Here is a 20,883-nt window from a genome sequence, read left to right as displayed (position 1 = left end):
GTCCGGGCGCCCTCAGGCCGCGCGCACCGTACCGAGGAAGCGGCTGACCTCTGCCCGCAGATGCTCGGACTGACGCGACAGGTTCGCGGACGAATCCAGCACCTGACCGGCGGCCGAGCCGGTCATGTCGGCGGCGTCGGCCACGCGGGCGATGTTCGTGGTCACCTCGCCCGTGCCGGCGGCGGCCTGGGTCACGTTGCGGACGATCTCCTGGGTCGCGGCGCCCTGCTGCTCGACCGCGGCCGCGATCGTCGTGGCCACAGCGCTGATCTCGTCGACCCGCGTCGTGATGCTGCCGATCGCCGAGGCCGCCTGCGCGGTCGAGGCCTGAACGCGAGAGATCTGCCCCGCGATCTCGTCGGTGGCCCGCGCGGTCTGGGTGGCCAGCGCCTTCACCTCGGCGGCCACGACCGCGAAGCCCCGGCCGGCCTCGCCGGCGCGGGCCGCCTCGATGGTGGCGTTGAGGGCGAGCAGGTTGGTCTGGCCCGCGATGCCGCTGATCAGCGCCACCACGTCCCCGATCTTCATCACCGCCGCGCTCAGGTCCTCAACCAGCCGCACCGTGCGCCCGGCCTCGTCGGCCGCGGCCCGCGCGAGCTGCGCGGATCCCTGGACCTGCCGCCCGATCTCCTGCACGGAGCTGCCGAGTTCTTCGGCCGCCGAGGCCGCGGCCCGGACGTTGGAGGCGGCCTCCTCGGCCCCGGCCGCGACGGTGGTCGACTGGCCCGCGGTCTCCGAGGCCGTGGCGGCCAGCCCCTTGGCCGTGGCCTGCAGCTCGGTGGCCGCGTCCGTCACCGTCTCGACGATGCCGCCGACCGCCTGCTCGAAGGCGTTGGCCAGGTCCGCGGTCACCCGCTTGCGATCCCGGTCGGCGGCGGCCTGGGCGTCCGCCCGTGCCCGGGCGTCGGCCTGCGCCTGCGCCCGCAGGCCGTCGCGCAGCTGCAGCACCGCCCGCCCGACCAGCCCGACCTCGTCGCGGCGCCGCGCCTCGGGCACGTCCGCCCCGTAATCGCCCGCCGCCATGTCGCCGATGGTCCGGCCGAGCGCGCGGATCGGCCTCCCGACGAGGCGGTGCAGCGCGCCGAAGACGACCGCGCATCCGATCAGCACGCAGAGGACCGAGATGCCGATCAGCGTCGCGCGCGCCTGATCGGCGGCGGCCGTGAGCGTCGCCACCGGCACCGCCACGACGATGGCCCACCGGTCGGGCGTCTCGCCCGCCTGGATATGCTGCGCCATGTACCGCCACGGCGCCCCGTCCGGGCCCGGCGCGTCGGTCACCACCACGGCTCCCGCGCGGATCGCCTGCCCGGCCGCGTCGGCCGCCGCGCCGGTCGGATGCGCGACGGTCGTCCCGCTCGCCGAGATCACCGCGAGATAGCCGGTCCCGAACGGCTTCACCGCGTTGAGGGCGGCGTTCAGGGAGCCGAGATCGATGTCGACGCCGGCGGTGCCGCGGTACGTGCCGTCCACGGTGATCGGCGCGCCGAACGACATCATGACGACGTCCTTCCCGGCCACCGGGTAGATGTAGGGTTCGATGGCCACCAAGCGGTTCAGCTTCTTCGGCCGAAGGTAGTAGGCGCCGTCCGGCTCGGCCTCGTAGCCGGTGAGAACCTCCCGCTTGATCGTGCCGCTGCCGCGATTCCAGTAGGGCATGAAGCGGCCGCTCGCGTCCGAGGACGCCGTGCCGGCGAATGCGCGGTCGCGCCCGTCCAGAGCGTTCGGCTCCCAGCCGGTCCAGGTCGCGATCAGGTCGGGGTTGGCGCGCAGAAGCTCGCGCAGCATCGCGTCGTAGACCGCGCGGTCCTGGATCCCGCCGCCGCGCAGCGCCGAGGCGGCCGCCGCGAGACTCTCGGCGGTCCTGGCCGCCACGGCGAGGCGAAACCGAACCTCGCGCGCCTCGCTCGACAGCGTCTCCGACTGCATCCTGGCCGTCTGTTCCTCGAAGGAGGCGTTGATCCGGCGATCCAGGAAAGTCGTCCCGCCCGCGAAGACGGCCGCGATCAGGACACTACAGATTACCGCGACGCGCAGCGGGAGCGAGAACATGGCCTGTACGAACCGTGAGAAGGTACGATCGAGAGATATCGCACGAAATCTAACGACCTACCCTCACGGCGTCAAGAAAATTTGAAGAACGACGAAAGTAGAGGCCAATACAGTGCCGCATCATTGTGATGCGTAGGTTAAATATACTTGCGATCAACTCACGGCGTGAAAATTGGAATTCCGCCTCGTCAAGCACCGGCCGCCCTGCTCCGCGGGGCGGCCGGAACGGACCGTCAGGCCTCGCCGCGGGCGACCAGCGCCGCGTACTCGGAGACCTCGAGCTTGCCCTCCTTGGCGACGCGGGCCTTGTCGGCGTCGCTGATCACGTCGCCCGCGAGGTCGAGCCGCTTCCAGGCGGCGAGCGGGGTCTCGCGATCGGGCCGCGGCACGTACTTGTTCTGCTCGAGCTTCTTGTACTTGTGGATGTAGCGCGGGCAGTTGACCCAGATCTTGGTGACCGCGACCCTCACCAGGTACTTGGCCTCGGTATACTCGGCCATGAGGGCGTCGTCGCGCAGCAGCGACGCGTGCCCCTGCACGCGGATGCGGTGCGGCGTCTCGAAGTCGATGAACAGCAGGCCGACCTTGGCCTGCCCCTCGATATTGCCCATCGAGTAGAACATGCCGTTGCCGTCGAATCCGGGGAAGACGAGCGTCTTGTCGTCGAGCACCTTCACGAAGCCCGTGGGGCCGCCCTTGTAGGAGACGGTGGGCATCCCGTCCGGATCGACGGTCGACAGGAAGAACATGTCGCGAGAGCCGATGAACGCGGCCTCGTCCGGCTGGACGCTGTCGTGAACCCAGTCCTCGTCGAGGCGCACGGCGAGCTTGGTCGTGCCGAACTCCTCCTGGAGCGCCCGGTGCGCGTCGGAATAGAGCGATGCCATGGGTGTCCTCTCCGCTTGCCGGCCCTCGTGCAGGCGGGACCGCTGCGGGGCTTATGGCCGGGAAGCTTCGGACAGGGCAACCGGGAAGACGAAGGGCCGACCACGCTCACGCGTGACCGGCCCCTGGCGGCGCGGCCGAGCGAGGCCCGGCCGCACGGTTCGGGCTCAGTTGCGGGTCTTGTCGACGAGCGCCTTCTCGGAGATCCACGGCATCATGCCGCGGAGCTTGGCGCCGACCTCCTCGATCGGGTGGGCGGCGAGCTTGGCGCGGGTCGCCTTGAACGAGGTCTGGTTGACCTTGTTCTCCAGCATCCAGTTGCGCGTGAAGGTGCCCGACTGGATGTCGTTCAGCACGCGCTTCATCTCGGCCTTGGTCTCGGGCGTGACGATGCGCGGGCCGGTGACGTACTCGCCGTACTCGGCCGTGTTGGAGATCGAGTAGTTCATGTTGGCGATGCCGCCCTCGTAGATGAGGTCGACGATCAGCTTCACCTCGTGGAGGCACTCGAAATAGGCCATCTCGGGGGCGTAGCCCGCCTCGACCAGGGTCTCGAAGCCGGCCTTGATCAGCTCGACGAGGCCGCCGCAGAGCACGGCCTGCTCGCCGAACAGGTCGGTCTCGCACTCCTCCTTGAAGGTCGTCTCGATGATGCCGGCGCGGCCGCCGCCGTTCGCCGAGGCGTACGACAGGCCGAGATCGTGGGCGTTGCCGGAGGCGTCCTGCGCGATGGCGATCAGGGTCGGCACGCCGCCGCCGCGGAGGTACTCGGAGCGCACGGTGTGGCCCGGGCCCTTCGGGGCGACCATCAGGACGTCGAGATCCTTGCGCGGCTCGATCAGGTTGAAGTGGACGTTGAGGCCGTGGGCGAACAGGAGCGCGGCGCCCTGCTTCATGTTGCCCTCGAGGGACTCGCGGTAGATGTCGCCCTGCAGCTCGTCGGGGGTGAGCATCATCACCACGTCGGCCCACTTGGCGGCCTCGGCGACCGACAGGACCTTGAAGCCCTCGTGCTCGGCCTTCTTGGCGGTGGCGGAGCCCTCGCGCAGCGCGATGACGATGTCCTTCACGCCGGAATCGCGCAGGTTGAGCGCGTGGGCGTGGCCCTGGCTGCCGTAGCCGACGATGGCGACCTTCTTGCCCTTGATCAGGTTCAGGTCGGCGTCGCGATCGTAATACACCCGCATGTCTGTCTCCTCTTAAGCTTGGTGTTTCGGGTCGGGTTGGGCCCGGCCGTAGAGGGCCAGGAACTGCTCGACGGCGCGGCCCGCATCGCGCCGGATCTCGGCCCCGTCGAGGTCGAGGGTCTCGCCGAGCAGAAGTCGGATCTGGATATCCCGGCCGACGAGGCCGAAGAAGGTGCGGAAGGCGGCCTCGCTGTCGGCGAAGGTCAGCAGGCCGGCGGCGCGCCCCGCCTCCAGCACGGGCTTGACCCGCTCGCCGATGGCGAAGCGGCCGTTCGCGAGCACGATGCCGCCGAGGTTGCTCTTGCGCGAGCCCGCATGCGCGATGGCGATGCGGTTCAGCGCCACCGAGGTCGGGCCGGTGATGACCTCCAGCCACGTCACGGCGAAGTCCTGCAGGCGCTCCCGCAGGGTCGCGCCGTCGAGCACCTGCGCGGCGTCGTGCCCGGCATGGACCCGGGAGGCCTGCCAGCGCACCGTCGCGGTCAGCAACCCGTCGCGGTCGCCGAACCACTTGTAGAGCGTCTCCTTCGAGCAGCTCGCCCGGCGCGCGACGGCGTCCATGGTGAGCTGCTCGCCGTCCTCGACCATGAGGCCGAGCACGGCGTCCAGCACCGCCTGCTGGCGTGCCGACGGGGCTTCCTGCTCTGCTGTGGCGCTGGCCTGCATCATCTCGAATGGCGTACCGTACCGTACGGTACGCGCTCTAGGCCGATTCGACGGCCGCGGCAAGGGGGTGCCGCGGCCGAACCGGGTCAGCGCGGGAGCGGCAGTCCCTCGCGGGCGAAGACGGCTTGCACGGCCGGCCGCTCGGCGACGCGGCGGGCATGGGCGGTCCAGGCCGGGAAGCGGCCGGCCATGTCGAACCGGAGCACGGGCCCGTTGGCCCAGAACCAGAAGACCATCAGGTAGGCGTCGACGACGCTGAACCGGTCACCCACAGCCCAGCCGCCGTGCGAGAGGCGCACCTCGGTCATGGTGGCGAGATCCGCGTAGGTATTGGCGGCCTTAGCCTTGATGCCCGCGAAGGCGCTCTCGTCCTCGGTGTAGCGCTCGGGCCGGCGGACATGGGCATAAGTGACATGGTGGTTGCAGGCGAGCCAGCCGAGCCACTCGTCGGTGGCGGCCTGCTCGCGGAGATCCGTGGGCCACAGCGCCTTCTCCGGCACCTGACGGGCGACGTGGCGCAGGATGGCCGCGCACTCGGTGAGCACCCAGCCGTCCTCGGTCAGCGCCGGCACGCGGCCGCGATCGTTGATCGCGAGGTATTCCGGCCGGCGCTGGTCGCCCGCCGCGAGGTCGAGCTTGATGCCCTCGTAGGGGAGCCCGGATTCCTCCAGGATGATGTGGGCGGCGAGCGAGCAGGCGCCGGGGGCGTAGTAGAGCGTACGGGCGGTCATGGGTGGTCCTTGATCGACGAACTCAGGCGCGACGCGACGGCCTCGATCGGCTCCCCCCGGCACCGATGAGCCGCGCGTCGGAAGCTTAGAGCGGCTCCGCCCCGCGCCCCATCGCGGAGATCCCGGTCCGGCAGATCTCCACCAGCCCGATCACGCTCATCAGGCGCACGAACCGGTCGATCTCCTCGGTGGCGCCGGTCAATTCGAACACGAAGGAGTTGAGCGTGGCGTCGAGCGTCTTGGCGCCGAAGGCGGCGGCGAGCCGAAGCGCCTCGCTGCGGTGCTCGCCCTCGCCCTTCACCTTCACCAGGCAGATCTCGCGCTCGATGGCGTTGCCCTGGAGCGTCAGGTCCACCACCCGGTGCACCGGCACCAGCCGGTCGAGCTGCGCCTTGATCTGCTCGATCACGGCGTTCGTGCCCGCGGTCACGATGGTGATGCGGGAGATGTGGCGCGCCTCCTCGGTCTCGGAGACCGTCAGGCTCTCGATGTTGTAGCCGCGACCGGAGAACATGCCGGAGATGCGGGCGAGCACGCCGGGCTCGTTGTCGACGATCACCGCGAGCGTGTGCCGGTTCACCGGCTCGACGCGGACGGGCTCGGGATAGTGGGTGTTCATCGCGTTCATCGCGGGGCAAGTCCTCGTCGTTCGACCCAACGCCGCCGCAGCGGCGGATCGCGGCCCGGCACGGAGCCGGGCCGCCCTCCCTCACACCAGCATCTTGCCTTCCTCGGAGATCACGTCGCCGAGTTCGACGCCGGTCTCGCCGAGGTAATCGGACAGGAGCATCTCGTTGTGCGCCTTGCCCGACGGGATCATCGGGAAGCAGTTCTCGGTCTTGTCGACGATGCAGTCGAAGATCACCGGGCCGTCGTGGGCGAGCATCTCCGCGATGGCGCCGTCGAGGTCGCCCGGCTTCTCGCAGCGCATGCCCTTGGCGCCGTAGGCCTCCGCGAGCTTCACGAAGTCCGGCAGGCTCTCCGAGTAGCTCTGCGAGTAGCGCGAGCCGTGCAGCAGCTCCTGCCACTGGCGGACCATGCCCATGTACTCGTTGTTCAGGATGAACACCTTGATCGGCAGGCGGTACTGCACCGCCGTCGACATCTCCTGCATGTTCATCAGGATCGAGGCCTCGCCGGCGATGTCGATGACGAGCCCGTTCGGGTGCGCGAGCTGCGTGCCGATCGCCGCCGGCAGGCCGTAGCCCATCGTGCCGAGGCCCCCGGAGGTCATCCAGCGGTTCGGCTCGTCGTACTTGAAGTACTGGGCTGCCCACATCTGGTGCTGGCCGACCTCGGTGGTGATGTAGGTCTCGCGGTCCTTGCAGGCCTCGTAGAGGCGCTGCACGGCGTATTGCGGCTTGATGATCGTGCCCGACGGCCAGTAGGCGAGGCAGTCCCGCGCCTTCCAGGCGTTGATCTTCTGGAACCACGGATCGAGGTTCGACGTGTCGGGCCGCGACGGCAGGGCGCGCCACGCCTCCAGCATGTCGGCGAGCACCGACGCGCAGTCGCCGACGATCCCGACATCGACCTTGACGACCTTGTTGATCGAGGAGGCGTCGACGTCGATGTGGATCTTCTTCGAGAACGGCGAGAACGCGTCGAGCCGGCCGGTGATCCGGTCGTCGAAGCGGGCGCCGACGCAGATCATCACGTCGCACTCGTGCATCGCGAGGTTGGCCTCGTAGGTCCCGTGCATGCCGAGCATGCCCAGGAACTTCTCGTCCGTGCCCGGATAGGCGCCGAGCCCCATCAGGGTCGAGGTGATCGGGAAGCCGGTCTCGCGGACGAGCTCGCGCAGCAGGCGCGAGGCCTCAGGACCCGAGTTGATGACGCCGCCGCCGGTGTAGAAGACCGGCCGGCGCGCGGTCGCCATCAGCTCGACGGCCGCGCGGATCCGGTCGGCGTCGCCCTTGACGGCCGGGCGGTAGGTCTTGTGGCTCGCGATCTCGGGGCGCTCGTAGAGGCCGGAGGCGAACTGGATGTCCTTGGGCAGGTCGACCACGACCGGACCGGGACGGCCGTTCGCCGCGACGTAGAACGCCTCGTGCAGGATGCGCGGCAGGTCGTCGATCGATTTGACGAGGTAATTGTGCTTCGTGCAGTGGCGCGTGATGCCGACCGTGTCGCATTCCTGGAACGCGTCGGTGCCGATCAGGTGCGTCGGGACCTGCCCGGTGATGCAGACCAGCGGGATCGAGTCCAGCATCGCGTCGGTGAGTCCGGTGACGATGTTGGTCGCGCCGGGGCCCGACGTCACGAGGACGCAGCCGACCTTGCCGGAGGAGCGGGCATAGCCCTCCGCGGCGTGGACGGCGCCCTGCTCGTGGCGGACAAGGATGTGCTTGACGGCGTTCTGGTGGAAGAGCGCGTCGTAGATCGGAAGTACGGCGCCGCCCGGGTACCCGAACAGCGTGTCGACACCCTGATCCTGGAAGGCCCGGATGACCATCTCGGCCCCGGTCATGACCTCGCCGCCCATGCTCGTCTCCTCGCGCTCTCCGGAGCCACCGCGATCCCGTGATCGCCGCCCTGCCCCGTCCTCTCTCCCGGCACCCCCGTCACGCGGGGCGGTCTCCGCCTCGCCCGAAGGTGCCTCTCGCCTCGGATCTCCGTCCGTCCCAGTCCTGTCCCGCCCGGACGCGGGCAACAAAAAAGGGCCCCGAGGGACCCTGCATGCGCCACCGCCCGGATCGCGGCCCTCTCTCAGGGCCGCCCCGTCGGTGACGCTACCGCTACAATAAGGACCGTGGTCATCGGATATCCGAACCTGCCCCGCGGCGGCCCCATGATCCGGAACTGGCTCATGGTCGGCACGCGAAGTGTCGGGCCTCTTAGCGGAGAGCGCGGGGCGGGTCAACGCGTCCGGCGCTTGTTTGCGCCGGCTTGGTCGACGAGCCGCTCCCTCAGTTCAGCGGCGGCGGGTAGCGGCGGACCCAGTTGCTCGCCGCGTCGTAGGCGGCACCGAGCTGCAGGCAGGCGAGCTCGCCGTGGTTGGGACCGACGATCTGGATGCCCGCGGGCAGCCCGGCCTCCCCGAACCCGGCCGGCACGGCCAGCGCCGGCAGGCCCGACATCGTCGCGGGAATCGTGATCTGCATCCAGCGGTGGTAGGTGTCCATCGCGTGGCCGCCCACGGTCTCGGGCCAGCGCAGGCTCTTGTCGAACGGGAAGACCTGGGCGCTGGGCATGACCACGTAGTCGTAGGCCTCCATGAAGCGGCGCAGGGTCTCGTACCAGCGGGTGCGCCCCTCCAGCGCCGCGATGATCCGGTCGGCGCCGAGCGCCAGTCCCCGCTCGACCTCCCAGACCGCCTCCGGCTTGAGCAGGGCCCGGTGGCGGGGCTCGTCGTAGAGCGGGCGGAGGTTCGCCGCGACGGTGAGGGCCCGCAGCACCAGCCAGTCCTGCCAGAGCCGCTCCATGTCGTAGCGCGGCATCGCCTCCTCGACGGTGCAGCCGATCTCCGCGAAGGTCGCCAGGGCGGCGCGCCCGACGTCGAGCACGCCGGGATCGAACGGGATCTCGCCGCCGCAATCGCCGAGCCACGCGATCCGCGTCCCGCGGAAGTCGCGGGCGAGCGGGCGCGCGAAGGCGGACGGGTCCTGCCGGACGGCGTTCGGGCAGCGCGGATCGTAGCCCGCCAGCACCGAGAGCATCAGGCCGATATCGCCCGGCGTGCGCCCGATCGCCCCGAGCACGCCGAGATTCGGGCTGAACACGTCCTTGGCCTCGGCCGGGATCCGGCCCCAGCTCGGGCGCAGGCCGTAGCAGTTGTTGAAGGCGGGCGGATTCCGCAGGGAGCCGGCATGGTCGCTGCCGTCGGCCACCGGCTGCATCCGCAGCGCCACCGCCACGGCGGCGCCGCCGCTCGACCCGCCCCCGGTCATCGCCGGGTCGTAGGCGTTGCCGGTGGCGCCGTAGACCGGGTTGAAGCTGTGCGAGCCGAGGCCGAACTCGGGGATGTTGGTCTTGCCGATGAAGATCGCCCCGGCGGCGCGCAGGCGGGTGACCATGATCGAGTCCGTCTCGGCGACCCGGTCGGCGAAGATCGGCGAGCCCTGCGTGAATCGCAGGCCGCGGACCGGGTCGAGATCCTTCACCGCCAGCGGGAAGCCGTGCAGCGGGCCGACGGGCTCACCGCGCGCCAGGACGGCGTCGGCGGCCTCGGCCTCCCGCAGGAGCGCGGCGTCGTCGGCCAGGCCCACGAGGGCGTTCACCTGCGGGTTGATCCGATGGATCCGCTCCAGATAGGCGCGCATCACCTCGACGCAGGAGACGACCCGGCCGCGGATGGCGGCGGCGAGGTCCACGGCGCCCATGGCGGTGATGCCGTCCTGTCGCGCGTCCTGCATCTTACCCTCCTCCGGATCGACGGACGATCGGTAACCGGAGGTTGGATCCGGGCAAAGATGGCTTCGGCCGATTAGATGGCTGGCCGGTATCCGTCTGGGTGAGCGCGGCGAAGCAACCCCATGTCGCCCGACGGTCACCGATCTCGCGCTGCCCGGGGTCGCCTCGCCGCGCCCGCGATGACGGTGCGCGGTCCCAGCCTAGGCGGTCACGCCACCGACCAGGGCAGCGTCTCCTCGCCGCGGAACACCACCACCGCCGTGTCGTCGACCGCGACGGCCTCGGCGATGCGGCTCTCCCGGCGCTCCAGGGTGACGGTCCCGGCATTCGGCTCCAGACCGTGGAAGCGGGCGCCGTTGAGCGACGCGAAAGCCTCGAACTTGTCCAGCGCCCCCTCCTCGTCGAAGACCTGCACGTAGGTCTGGAGCGCGCTCGGGCCGCAGAACACGCCGGCGCAGCCGCAGGACGCCTCCTTGGCGCCGCGGACATGCGGGGCCGTGTCGGTGCCGAGATAGAAGCAGGCCTCGCCGGAGGTCGCGGCCCGGCGCAGGGCGAGCCGGTGCCGCTCGCGCTTGGCCACCGGCAGGCAGTACAGGTGCGGGCGCAGGCCACCCTGGAAGATGTGCGTCCGGTTGATCACTAGGTGGTGCGGCGTGATCGTCGCCGCGCACCGGCTCCGGTGCTCGCGGACCACGTCGAGGATCTCCGCGGTGGTGGCGTGCTCCACGGTGACCTTCAGCCCCTGATGGCGGCCGAGGAGCGGGATCAGGCTGCCCTCCATGAAGGCGGCCTCGCGGTCGAAGATGTCGATCTCCGGGTCGGTCGCCTCGCCGTGGATCAGGAGCGGCATGCCGATCCGCTCCATCCGCTCCAGCACGGGCGCGATGCCATTGAGGTCGGTGACGCCCGCGTGCGAGTTCGTGGTCGCGCCCGCCGGGTAGAGCTTGGCGGCGACCCAGACCTTCTCCCTGAAGCCGCGCTCGATCTCGTCCGGGTCGGTGTCGTCCCGCAGGTAGCAGGTCATCAGCGGCGTGAAGTCCTGGCCCTCGGGCAGGGCCGCCAGGATGCGCTCGCGATAGGCCTGCGCGGCCGCGACCGTGGTCACCGGCGGCACGAGGTTCGGCATGATGATGCCCCGGGCGAACTGCGCCGCCGTGTAGGGCAGCACCGCCTTCAGCATGGCGCCGTCGCGCAGGTGGATGTGCCAGTCGTCCGGCCGGCGGATCGTGATCCGGTCGACCGGCTTCGCCTCCTGGCGCTCGGCGGGGAACAGCTCGGCGACGCCCATCGCGATCCTCTCCTCAGGCCTGGCCGAAGGCGGAGATGCCGCCGTGGGCCGCCGACCACTCCGCCGGGGCGTTGAGGAAGCGCTCGACCTCCGCCAGGGTCTTCGGGTCGAAGGTGCCCATCTCCTTGGCCACCGCCAGCACGTCCCACCACGTGGTGAGGTAGTGGAGCTTGATGCCGATCTCCTCCATCAGCGCGGCGCTGTCGGGGAAGATGTCGTAGTAGAACAGCACGAAGCAGTGATCGACCTGGGCGCCGGAATCGCGCAGGGCCTTGCAGAAATTGACCTTGCTGCGCCCGTCGGTGGCGAGGTCCTCGACCAGCAGGGTCCGGGCGCCCTCGACGATCTCGCCCTCGATCTGGGCGTTGCGGCCGAAGCCCTTGGGCTTCTTCCGGATGTACTGCATCGGCAGCATCATCCGGTCGGCGATCCAGGCCGCGAAGGGGATGCCGGCGGTCTCGCCGCCCGCGATGTGGGTCAGCTTCTCGTAGCCGATCTCGCGCACGATCGTGGCGGTGGCGAAATCCATCAGCGTCGAGCGCAGGCGCGGGAACGAGATGATCTTCCGGCTGTCGGTGTAGACCGGGCTCGCCCAGCCGGAGGTGAACTTGAACGGCTCGTCCTTGTAGAAGAGGACGGCCCCGATCTCGAGGAACATCTTGGCCGCCTCGCGGGCGATCACTGTCCGGTCGAGGGGCAGGAAGGGACTGGTCATGCGGCGTGCGCGCTCCGCTCGAGACGTCCTCCGCCGGTCCGGTAGACCGGTCCGGCCGGGGAGAACGCGTTGAATAAGGGCCTGACCGCCCTCCTCCGCCCTGTCTCCGCCAGCGTCAACCCTGATCGCGGCGCTATCCGCGCCTCAAGCAGGTCTGCCGGCCCGCAGATGCGCGAGGTGCCGGATCGCCAGGGCGTAGCCGTGCGTGCCGAACCCCGCCAGCACGGACGTGGCCGCGAGGGAGATGTAGGAGTGGTGGCGGAAGGCCTCGCGCCGGTGGACATTCGAGATGTGGCACTCGATCACCGGCACCTCGCAGGTGTTCAGCGCGTCGAGGAGCGCCACCGAGGTGTGCGTGTAGGCGCCCGCGTTGATGACGATCCCGGCCGAGCCGACCCGAAATTCGTGGATCGCGTCGATCAGCGCGTGCTCGGCGTTGCTCTGCCGGAAATCGACCGCGAGGCCGAAGCCCGCGGCGGTCTCGCGGCACAGGGCCTCGACGTCGGCCAGGGTCTCGCGGCCGTAGATCTCCGGCTGGCGCTTGCCGAGCAGGTTCAGGTTCGGCCCGTTCAGGACCAGGACGGTGTCGTTCATCGTGTGCCTCGCGGGCCGAGAGGTGCGACAACCGCCGGCAAGACTCAAGTCCGGCGCGGCACGGGCCCGGCACGACACGGGTCGCGGCTGTCATCCGGCCAGAGATGTCCCGCACACGGACCTGCCGCCCGCGCCGGGCGGTTCAGATCCGGGTTCCGCGGCGCTATCCCGGTCGCGGAACCCGGATGAGGCAGGGAGGACAGGCGAATGGCAGGATCCCGGAGCGACGCACCCGTGGTGATCGCGGTGGCGATCACCGGCTCGGTGCCGCGCAAGAAGGACAACCCGGCCGTTCCGGTCACCGTGGCCGAGCAGATCGAGTCGACCCATCAGGCGTTCGAGGCGGGCGCCACGCTCTGCCACATCCACGTGCGCAACGACGACGAGTCGCCCTCCTCCGACCCGGACAAGTTCGCCGCCGTGCAGGAGGGGCTGCGCCGGCACTGCCCGGGGATGATCGTGCAGTTCTCGACCGGCGGGCGCGGGCGCGACCCGGCCGCCCGCGGCCTCTCGCTCAGGCACCGGCCCGACATGGCCTCCCTGTCCACCGGCTCGGTCAACTTCCCGACGATCGTCTACGAGAATTCGGCGAGTCTCGTGACCGACCTCGCCGGCCAGATGAAGCAGTACGGCGTCCGGCCCGAGATCGAGATCTTCGACCTCTCGCACCTGCACGGGGCCAAGCGCCTCGTGCAGGCGGGCCTGATCGACGCGCGCCCGCACGTGCAGTTCGTGATGGGCGTCCAGAACGCGATGCCGGCCGAGGAGCACCTCCTCGACATCCTGCTCGCCGAGACCCGCCGGATCCTGCCGGAGGCGACCTGGACGGCGGCCGGGATCGGCCGCAACCAGGCGATCGTGATGGACTGGGCGCTCGCCCGCGGGGCGGACGCGGTCCGCACCGGCCTGGAGGACAACATCCGGGTGACGAAGGACCGTCTGGCGGCCGGCAACGCCGAGCTCGTCGGCCTCGCCGCCGAGGCGGTGGCGCGCCACGGTCGCCGCGTCGCCACGCCCGCGGAGGCCCGCGCCGCCCTGGGCCTGGGCTGATCGCGCGCGGGTGTTCCCGCGGCCGCGCGGTGGAGACGGCGCCGGATCCATGCGCCTGACGACACGCACGCCGTCCCGACCGCGATCCCTGATCGTCGGCTGCGCCGCCGCGGCCTGCGCGTTCCTGGCGGTGTCCTCGGAGGCTCCCGGGCAGGCCGGACCGGGACCGGCGGAGGCGCTCGTGAACGGGATCCAGACCATCCGGCGCGGCGACACCGTCACGAAGGTCGACCGGACCGGCAAGGGTGCGGTGCTGTGCATGCGCGGCATCCTGCAGGCGATGCGCGCCGTCGGACAGGCGTGCCACGCCGGCGCCGACCCGGACTTCCAGCAGGAACTGCGCGCCGCGCTCGCGCGCATCGATCGGTTCATCGCCGACAACGCCCCGGACAGGGCCGTCCCGCCGCGCGACGGGACAACGGAACCGGAGCAGCGGCCCGGCGCGGTCTGCGGCCGCGACGCGGAGGCCCTGTACGAGGCCCTGCGGACCGGCGGCGCCGCGGGCCTGCGCGCCCAGGTCGACGACCTGCTCTCGATCCCGCGCGAGCCTGTCATGAACCCGTGCCTGTGAGCCGGCCGGCGACGCCGCGGATTCGGGACGTCGCCCGCGCGGCGGCGATCCCGCCCCACCTTCTCACGGCCGACCCGGCGTGCTAACGATCCGCCCGCGCGGGTGTAGCTCAATGGTAGAGCAGCAGCCTTCCAAGCTGAATACCCGGGTTCGATTCCCGGTACCCGCTCCAAGCCCGCCGCGCTCCGCGCCTTCGGGCTCACCCGTCAGACCCTGTCAGGCGACGCCCGTGAAGAAGGTCGCGTAGCCGTCGTCGTGCACCCGGGCGAGATAGGCCCGGTACGGCGCGTAGCCCGGCTCGTCCGGCCCGATCCGCCCGTACCCGTGCGCGCCAGCCTGCTCGGGCAGCAGCGCCAGGGGTGAAGCGGCCGGGGTCAGCTGCGTGCCGCGCCCCGCGTGGAGGGTGGTCAGGACCCCGTACATCTCGCCCTGGATGTTCGGGCGGCACAGCACCGCGAGGCGGTGCTGCCCGTGCCAGTTGGTCACCAGGTAGATCATGCCCGACTGGCTCGGCACGGCGACGCTGCCGGATTGCGCGAAGGGCGCGTCGAGCCGCTCGGCCTCGCGGAACACGAGGCGGGCGGCGTCCGCGTCCCAGGCGATCTCGGTGCGGTAGGCGAAGATCGCGCCCGCCGTCCCGAACGAGGGCCGCAGGGTGAGGTAGCGCCCCTCGATCCAGGCCACGCTCTCCCGCGAGTAGGAGCCGAGCTCGTCGGGCGCGTGGCGGGCCGCCTCCGGGGTCGGGCGCCCCGTTTCCTGGCGGAGGGACTGGCCCAGGGCCTCCTCCAGCCGGATCGTCGTCGCCAGGGTGAAGGGCCGGCGGCCGGCGAGCGCCTTCTCCAGGGTCGAGATGCTGATCCGGGCCTCCTCGGCCAGCGTCTGCCGGGAGATGCGCCGGCGAGCCAGCGCCTCGCGCACGGTCTGGGCAATGGCGCGGCTCTGCGCCTCGGACAGTTCGATCTCGCTCACAGGCACGGCTCGCACGGGCTTGGCCCGCACAGATCCGCACGAAACCGCACATTTGCGCAAGCGCGGCCGGGCTGGCCGTCCACGCCCACGAGTCAGGAGCGCCCCGCCTCCGAGGCCAGCTCGCTCTCGACGATCAGCCGCAGCGGGCCGGCCCGCAGCGCCTCCAGGGGCCAGCAGGTGACGAGGTCGAGGTGCCGGCCGGGGGCCTGCGGGTCGATGCCCGAGGCGTCCCAGCGCGCCACCCGCGTGCCGGTGACTCGGAAGCGCAGGGTCCGGCCGTCGCGGCCCGTCACCATGACCGGATCGCCGGGCCTGAGCTGCCCCAGCACCGCGAACTGCGTGTCGCGGTGGGCGGCGATGACCGCGGTGCCGGGCGCGCCGGCCTCCGGGGTGCCGTCCAGATGGCCGGGGCCGAAGGCCAGGGCCTGCCCGCTCCCGCCCCTCAGCACCACGAAGCCGCGGCCCGCGACGGTGAGCCGGGCGACCGGCTCGGTGTCCGCCCAGGGCCAGGGCCGGGCGGGCCGACCCTCGGCCAGGGTGCGGGCGAAGGCGCGCTCCAGCAGCAGCTGCGCCAGGGCGGCCTTGGCGGGGATCCAGGCGGCCTGCGCCGCCAGCCCGATTCCCGCGAGGGTGAGGAGGGCCGCGAGGGCCCTCCCCAGTCCGGTCCCCGGACGGCGGCTCATCGCGCGTTCCCGGTCCGCCGGCCGCCGATCGTCGGGCCGGTGCGCAGCAGGAGGCCCAACAGGGCGAGGAGCAGGCCCAGGCCGAGCTGCGCCACGATCCCGGCCCCGGTCTGCGGCAGGTCGACCGCCCCGCCGTCGGCGCGGATCGGCACGATCCGGGCCGCCCCGTCGTCGGCGGGCGCGGCGCCGGGCCGGTCCGTGCCGAACACCTTGGCGAAGTCCCAGCCCGCCGGCAGGTTCAGCGGCAGGTCGGCGGCGACGAGGGCCGTGCCCGGCGTGCGGCGCGGGGTCGCGTCGATGGCCACGAGGCTGGTCAGCCGCGTCGTCAGGCCGTGCTCCAGGGCCAGCGCCAGGATGGTGGCGTCGGCCGCGTCCGCGCCGAGCCGCCCGGTGATGCGCGCCGTCTCGGTCTCGCCGATCCGGGAGCGCGCCCAGACCTTGGAGATGCCGGCGCCCTCGCCCGCTCCGGAGAGCGGCAGCGTCCGGGTCCAGGTCCGGCCGCCCACCCGGCCCGATACGGTCACGGTCCCGTGGAGCCCTCCCTCGGCCGATCCCGGCAGCCGCGCGGCGAAGACCAGCGGCTCGCCGCGGTACAGGTCGGGCAGCGCGCCCGGCGTGACCGCGACGCCCGGGACCGAGAAGGTCGCGGTCAGGTCGGTGACGGCGGGGGATTCCAGCTTCTCGTACAGTGCCCGGGTCCGCTCGCCGACCTGCGCGAGGTCGCGGATCTCGGTGAAGCTGCCGCGGCCGATCTCGGCGGCGTGGCGCATCAGGTGGCCGTTCGGCGCCGAGCCGATGCCGACCATGAACAGGCGCGTGCGCCCGAGATCCGCGTGGATCGCCGCGAAGATCCGTTCCTCGTCGCCGACGGCGCCGTCGGTGAGGAACACGACCTGGCGGACGCGCCCGTCCTCCGGGTGCGGGTCGGCGAGCGCCGCCTTGAGCGGCGCCAGCATCTCGGTGCCGCCGCGCGCCTCCAGGGCGGCGACGAAGGCTTCAGCCTCGGCCAGGGCCGCCCGCGTCGCCGGGACCGGCTCGGGATGCAGCGCGTCCCAGGTGTCGTCGAAGCGGATGACGTTGAAGCGGTCCCGCGGGCTCAGGCGGCCGAGGCCGGCCAGCAGCCCGGCCTTGGCCTGCCGCATCGAGGCGCCCGACATCGAGCCGGAATTGTCGATGACGAAGGTGACGTCGCGCGCCGGCCGGGCGGCCGCGTCGGCCTCGATCGCCGGCGGGCTCACGGCGGCCAGCAGATAGGTCCGGCCGGCCACGGTCTCGCGGAACAGGCCGAGGCCGGGCATCCGGCTCGGGACCGGCGCCCAGGTCAGCTCGAGATCGCGGTCGGCCGGCACGACGCCCTCGGCGAGCGTGACGGTCCGCGCCTCCGGGCCGGTCTCGATCACGCGGATCGCGTGGGTCGCGCTCTGAACGGCGCCGACGGCGAAGCCCGCCCGGAGCCGCACGGTGACGGCGACCGGGTTGGTCGGCGGGGACAGGGCCGGGTCGAGCACCGGCGGGCTGATCCGGGCGCGATCCGGAACCGGGTCGCGGGCCGCCGCGGCCGTGCCGTCGAGGGAGACCGCGTCCACCGAGGCGGGGGCGGGCTTGTAGCGGGGCGCGACGACCAGGGGCAGGCGCAGCGTCCGCGTCTCGCCGGAGACGGGGATCGTCTGCTGATAGGTGATCTGGACCAGCACCGTCTCGCCGGGGCCGATATTGGCGACCGCGTTGGTGAACACGTTGGGCCGCTCCTGCGCGGTGAGCGCCGCCGCTTGCCCGGCCGCCTTCGCGGCCTCGTAGGCGCGCTTGGCCGCCGCCCGCTCGCGGATGTCGGCGACGATCACGCGGGAGCCGACGACGAGCTTCATCCCGTCGACGGCCGCGTCCTCCGGCAGGGGGTACAGGTAGGTGCCCTCGACCCACTCCGCCGTGACGTTGCGGAAGGCCTGGGTGACGGTGGCCCGGGCGGTCGGGCCGCTGACGTCGACGCTGATGTCGGTCGCGAGCTGGACGGCCTCGACCGGCGCGGTGCCGGACGGCCCGCGCAGCGTGAGGCCGCCCCGTGCCGGCCCCGGCGCCGCGTGGGCCGAGGCGAGCATGACGAGGAGCGCCAGCAGCGCGAGGAAGAGGGGTGACAGCGCGGCGTTGCGGGGGGGCTCGAACGCGGATCGTGGAGCGAAGAACGGCATCGGGGAAACCTCCTGCGCCGGCGGATCGGGGCCGGCCCGTCGCTGAAGCTCCCGCGCCCGCCGCCCCGCCGCCACGAGAAGCTTCGCCCTTTTCCCGGCTCGGGCCGTACCTGCCGGCCGCGCCCGGGCGGATCTGTCCGGCGCCGGTGCGGAGCTGTGCGCCGCGCGACGCGTCCTGACGGATCCGCTCCCGGCTTGACATATGCGCAATCCGCGTCTTAGTTATGCTCAACTTGAGTAGAAATCGGCCGATGACCGAATCCGAGTTCCTGGCAGGCTACGACCCTGAGGCCTACGAGCGGCCCGCCCTGGCGGTCGACCTCGTCCTGCTGGGGATCCGGGCGGGGCGGCTCGCCGCCCTCCTCCTGCGGCGGAGCCGGCAGCCTCAGGCCGGCCTCTGGGCGCTGCCGGGCGGGTTCGTGGACATCGCCGAGACCCTCGACGCCGCCGCGGGGCGCGTCCTGCGCGAGAAGGCCGGGATCAGGCGGGCGCGGCTCGAGCAGCTCTACAGCTTCGGCGCGGTGGACCGGGATCCGCGGATGCGCATCGTCTCGGTCGCCTATTTAGCGCTGCTGCCGGAGGCCGCCTTCACCGAGGCCCTGGCGGGCGGCGCCGCGCTGACGGCGGCGGCACTGGTCGTGCCCTGGGCGGGCGAGGCCGGCGGCCCGGTCTCGGCCGAGTCGGAGAACGGCGGCCCCCTCGCCCTCGCCTTCGACCACGCCGACATCCTGGCGCTCGCCGTGAAGCGGCTGCGCGGCAAGCTCGACTACACGGATGTCGGCTTCGCGCTGCTCCCGGAGCACTTCACCCTCCGCCAGCTCCAGGACGTGCACGCGGCGATCCGCGGCGCGCCCCTCAACAAATCCGCCTTCCGCCGCCGCATGCGCGACCGGGGCTGGATCGCGCCGACGGGCGCCCGCGAGGCCGGGACGGCGTTCCGCCCCGCCGAACTCTTCCGCTTCGACAGCTCGGGTCAGTTCTGAGGCTTTGTTTCAACGCGCTCTCTCGAGCCGAACCGGCACCCACTCCGGCGGAGAGCGCTTCGAGGAGACCATCATGGCCACGGTCCGCAACATCGGTGTGATTGCCCAGCTCCGCAGCGAGGCGAGCAGCCACATCGTCCGCTTCCGCAACGGCCGGGTCCGGCAGAGCGGGCGGGGTCTGGTCTTCTGGTTCCGGCCCGAGACCGCCAGCATCAGCGAGGTGCCGGTCGACGATCGCGAGATGACCCTGTTCGTCCGCGGCCGGAGCCGGGACTTCCAGACCGTCGTGGTCCAGGGGACGATCGGCTGGCACGTCGTCGATCCGGAGCTGCTGGCGAGCCGGGTCGACTTCTCGATCGACCTCCGCACCGGGCGCCTGCAGGGCGAGCCGATCGAGCGGATCGAGGGCCGCCTCGGCGGCATCGCCGGCCAGGCGGTGCTGCAGTATCTCGGCGCGAGCCCGATCGGCGCCCTCCTCGACGCCGGGCCGGAGCCGCTGCGCGCCGTGCTGGAGCGGGTGCTGGTCGCCGCCCCGGCGCTGGCCGAGATCGGCGTCGCGGCGGTGTCGGTGCGGCTCACCAACCTCGCGCCGACCAGCGAGCTGGAGCGCGCCCTGCAGACGCCGACCTTCGAGGCCCTGCAGCAGAAGGCCGACGAGGCGACCTTCGCCCGGCGCGCCCTCGCCGTCGAGAAGGAGCGCGCCATCGCGGAGAACGAGCTCGCGACCAAGACCGAGCTGGCCCGGCGCGAGACCGTGCTGATCGCGCAGGAAGCCGAGAACGCCCGCGACCGCGCCGCCGGCGTCGCGGAGGCGCGGGGCCTGGAGGCGGCCGCGGAGGCCGAGCGGATCCGGCTCGTCGAGGGGGCCCGGGCCGAGGCGGAGCAGCGCCGCGCCGCCGTCTACCGCGACATGCCGCCCGCCGTGCTGCTCGGGCTGGCGGCCCGGGAGCTCGCCGGCAAGCTGGAGACCATCGAGCACGTCAACGTCACGCCCGACCTGCTGGCGGCGGTCCTCGGCGAGTTCCGGGGCGCGCTTCCCGCGCGGCTCGCGCCGCGCTGAGGAGGCCCGCCGTGCCGGCCATCACCCCCCGCGCGGTCTTCGTGATCCGCGACACGGATTACGAGCTGCTCATCGCCCGGCACGCGACCCGCGGCCAAGTCCGGTTCTTCCTGGAGAGCCGGGACCAGACGCTCGCCGAGGTCGAGGCGCGCCACGCCCAGTTCCAGGCCGTGCTCGCCGAGGCCCGGGCCTGCGTGCCCCTGGACTGGCGGCAGGCCCTGGTGCGGCGCCCCGACCTCGACCGCTTCCTGTTCGCCCCCGAGGACGTGGTCGTGGCGGTGGGGCAGGACGGGCTCGTGGCCAACGTCGCCAAGTACCTCGACGGGCAGCCGGTGGTCGGCGTCAACCCGGCCCCCGACCTCTACGACGGCGTGCTGGCCCGGGCGCGGGTCGAGGCCCTGCGCGCGCTCCTGCCCGCCAGCGCCGCCGGCGCCGCGCCCCTCCAGCGGCGCACCATGGTGCAGGCGACCTTCGACGGCGGCGAGCGGCTGCTCGCCCTGAACGAGATCTTCGTCGGCCACCGCAGCCACCAATCGGCGCGCTACCGGATCGACGACGGGGCGCGGGCGGAGGACCACTCGTCGAGCGGCCTGATCGTGGCCTCGGGCACCGGCCTGACCGGCTGGGCGCGCTCGATCAGCGAGGCCACGCACCTCACCGTGGAGGTCGGCATCGAGGAGGCGGCGTTCGGCTACTGGGTGCGCGAGCCGTTCCCGAGCGTCGCCACCGGCACCGACCTGCGCGGCGGCAAGTTCGCCGGGTCGCCCCTCACCGTGGTGTCGCGGATGAACGAGGGCGGCGTGGTGTTCTCGGACGGGATCGAGCAGGATTTCGTCGCCTTCGACTGGGGGCGGCGGGTGAGCCTCGCGCCGGCCGACCGCACCTTCAACCTCGTGGCCGCGTAGCGCGG

Annotated in this window: 19 protein-coding genes and 1 tRNA gene; 6 read left to right on the top strand and 14 right to left on the bottom strand. The window is 72.0% G+C overall.

Translation table 11 applies throughout. The features are described from left to right. Nucleotides 1–12: 12 nt before the first annotated feature. From BKE41_RS28300 to aroQ, 11 genes are all read right to left on the bottom strand, one after another. Nucleotides 13–2,052 (bottom strand): methyl-accepting chemotaxis protein, encoded by a 2,040-nt coding sequence (locus tag BKE41_RS28300; RefSeq protein WP_071000529.1) that lies wholly within the window; start codon nucleotides 2,050–2,052, stop codon nucleotides 13–15. Nucleotides 2,053–2,285: 233 nt separating this feature from the next. Further along, complete coding sequence (locus BKE41_RS28295) at nucleotides 2,286–2,939, bottom strand: pyridoxamine 5'-phosphate oxidase family protein (protein ID WP_012322219.1); 654 nt, start codon at nucleotides 2,937–2,939, stop codon at nucleotides 2,286–2,288. Between the two features lie 165 nt (nucleotides 2,940–3,104). Continuing rightward, nucleotides 3,105–4,124, bottom strand: a complete 1,020-nt coding sequence (gene ilvC / locus BKE41_RS28290; protein WP_012322218.1) for a ketol-acid reductoisomerase — start codon at nucleotides 4,122–4,124, stop codon at nucleotides 3,105–3,107. A gap of 12 nt (nucleotides 4,125–4,136) precedes the next feature. Further along, on the bottom strand, nucleotides 4,137–4,793 hold the full coding sequence (locus BKE41_RS28285; RefSeq protein WP_043342820.1) for a TetR/AcrR family transcriptional regulator C-terminal domain-containing protein: 657 nt from the start codon (nucleotides 4,791–4,793) through the stop codon (nucleotides 4,137–4,139). A gap of 83 nt (nucleotides 4,794–4,876) precedes the next feature. Further along, entirely contained in the window at nucleotides 4,877–5,521 is a 645-nt protein-coding gene (locus BKE41_RS28280; RefSeq protein WP_024828151.1) for a glutathione S-transferase N-terminal domain-containing protein, read from the bottom strand. 85 nt (nucleotides 5,522–5,606) lie between these two features. Then, nucleotides 5,607–6,149 carry an acetolactate synthase small subunit gene (gene ilvN / locus BKE41_RS28275; protein WP_012322215.1) on the bottom strand — a complete coding sequence of 181 codons (543 nt, stop codon included), beginning with the start codon at nucleotides 6,147–6,149 and terminating at the stop codon, nucleotides 5,607–5,609. Between the two features lie 81 nt (nucleotides 6,150–6,230). Beyond that, nucleotides 6,231–8,006: an acetolactate synthase 3 large subunit gene (locus tag BKE41_RS28270; protein ID WP_012322214.1), complete on the bottom strand. Its 1,776-nt coding sequence runs from the start codon at nucleotides 8,004–8,006 to the stop codon at nucleotides 6,231–6,233. Nucleotides 8,007–8,430: 424 nt separating this feature from the next. Beyond that, entirely contained in the window at nucleotides 8,431–9,876 is a 1,446-nt protein-coding gene (locus BKE41_RS28265) for an amidase (RefSeq protein ID WP_012322213.1), read from the bottom strand. A 206-nt stretch (nucleotides 9,877–10,082) separates the two neighbouring features. After that, on the bottom strand, nucleotides 10,083–11,162 hold the full coding sequence (pyrC, locus tag BKE41_RS28260) for a dihydroorotase (protein WP_029361017.1): 1,080 nt from the start codon (nucleotides 11,160–11,162) through the stop codon (nucleotides 10,083–10,085). Nucleotides 11,163–11,175: 13 nt separating this feature from the next. Further along, complete coding sequence (locus tag BKE41_RS28255; RefSeq protein WP_012322211.1) at nucleotides 11,176–11,877, bottom strand: orotate phosphoribosyltransferase; 702 nt, start codon at nucleotides 11,875–11,877, stop codon at nucleotides 11,176–11,178. A 144-nt stretch (nucleotides 11,878–12,021) separates the two neighbouring features. Next, nucleotides 12,022–12,471 (bottom strand): type II 3-dehydroquinate dehydratase, encoded by a 450-nt coding sequence (gene aroQ / locus BKE41_RS28250; protein ID WP_012322210.1) that lies wholly within the window; start codon nucleotides 12,469–12,471, stop codon nucleotides 12,022–12,024. A gap of 207 nt (nucleotides 12,472–12,678) precedes the next feature. Here aroQ and BKE41_RS28245 point away from each other — a divergent pair, with 207 nt between their 5' ends. From BKE41_RS28245 to BKE41_RS28235, 3 genes are all read left to right on the top strand, one after another. Next, complete coding sequence (locus BKE41_RS28245) at nucleotides 12,679–13,521, top strand: 3-keto-5-aminohexanoate cleavage protein (RefSeq protein WP_058608045.1); 843 nt, start codon at nucleotides 12,679–12,681, stop codon at nucleotides 13,519–13,521. 49 nt (nucleotides 13,522–13,570) lie between these two features. Next, nucleotides 13,571–14,092 (top strand): hypothetical protein, encoded by a 522-nt coding sequence (locus tag BKE41_RS28240; RefSeq protein ID WP_071000528.1) that lies wholly within the window; start codon nucleotides 13,571–13,573, stop codon nucleotides 14,090–14,092. A 98-nt stretch (nucleotides 14,093–14,190) separates the two neighbouring features. Beyond that, a tRNA-Gly gene (locus BKE41_RS28235) sits at nucleotides 14,191–14,264 on the top strand. A 44-nt stretch (nucleotides 14,265–14,308) separates the two neighbouring features. On the opposite strand, the gene BKE41_RS28230 is transcribed toward BKE41_RS28235, so the two are convergent. From BKE41_RS28230 to BKE41_RS28220, 3 genes are all read right to left on the bottom strand, one after another. Next, the gene (locus BKE41_RS28230) at nucleotides 14,309–15,061 is read right to left on the bottom strand and encodes a helix-turn-helix transcriptional regulator (RefSeq protein ID WP_071000527.1); all 753 of its coding nucleotides are present in this window, start codon (nucleotides 15,059–15,061) and stop codon (nucleotides 14,309–14,311) included. A 92-nt stretch (nucleotides 15,062–15,153) separates the two neighbouring features. Then, entirely contained in the window at nucleotides 15,154–15,744 is a 591-nt protein-coding gene (locus tag BKE41_RS28225; protein WP_071000526.1) for a class GN sortase, read from the bottom strand. After that, nucleotides 15,741–17,930, bottom strand: a complete 2,190-nt coding sequence (locus BKE41_RS28220; RefSeq protein ID WP_071000525.1) for a marine proteobacterial sortase target protein — start codon at nucleotides 17,928–17,930, stop codon at nucleotides 15,741–15,743. The genes BKE41_RS28225 and BKE41_RS28220 overlap by 4 nt, the downstream gene beginning before the upstream one ends. Before the next feature lie 251 nt (nucleotides 17,931–18,181). Here BKE41_RS28220 and BKE41_RS28215 point away from each other — a divergent pair, with 251 nt between their 5' ends. The 3 genes from BKE41_RS28215 to BKE41_RS28205 all read left to right on the top strand — a co-directional run bounded on the left by BKE41_RS28215 (nucleotide 18,182) and on the right by BKE41_RS28205 (nucleotide 20,878). Next, entirely contained in the window at nucleotides 18,182–18,913 is a 732-nt protein-coding gene (locus BKE41_RS28215; RefSeq protein ID WP_063111516.1) for an NUDIX domain-containing protein, read from the top strand. A gap of 73 nt (nucleotides 18,914–18,986) precedes the next feature. Next, nucleotides 18,987–19,973, top strand: coding sequence for an SPFH domain-containing protein (locus BKE41_RS28210; protein WP_071000524.1), 987 nt, complete (start codon nucleotides 18,987–18,989; stop codon nucleotides 19,971–19,973). An 11-nt stretch (nucleotides 19,974–19,984) separates the two neighbouring features. Next, nucleotides 19,985–20,878: an NAD(+)/NADH kinase gene (locus BKE41_RS28205; protein ID WP_012322059.1), complete on the top strand. Its 894-nt coding sequence runs from the start codon at nucleotides 19,985–19,987 to the stop codon at nucleotides 20,876–20,878. Nucleotides 20,879–20,883: the final 5 nt, after the last annotated feature.

Source organism: Methylobacterium sp. C1 (assembly GCF_001854385.1).
Classification (GTDB): domain Bacteria; phylum Pseudomonadota; class Alphaproteobacteria; order Rhizobiales; family Beijerinckiaceae; genus Methylobacterium; species Methylobacterium radiotolerans.
Note: the sequence above shows the minus strand (reverse complement) of the source record. Positions and strands in the feature narration are given on the sequence as shown.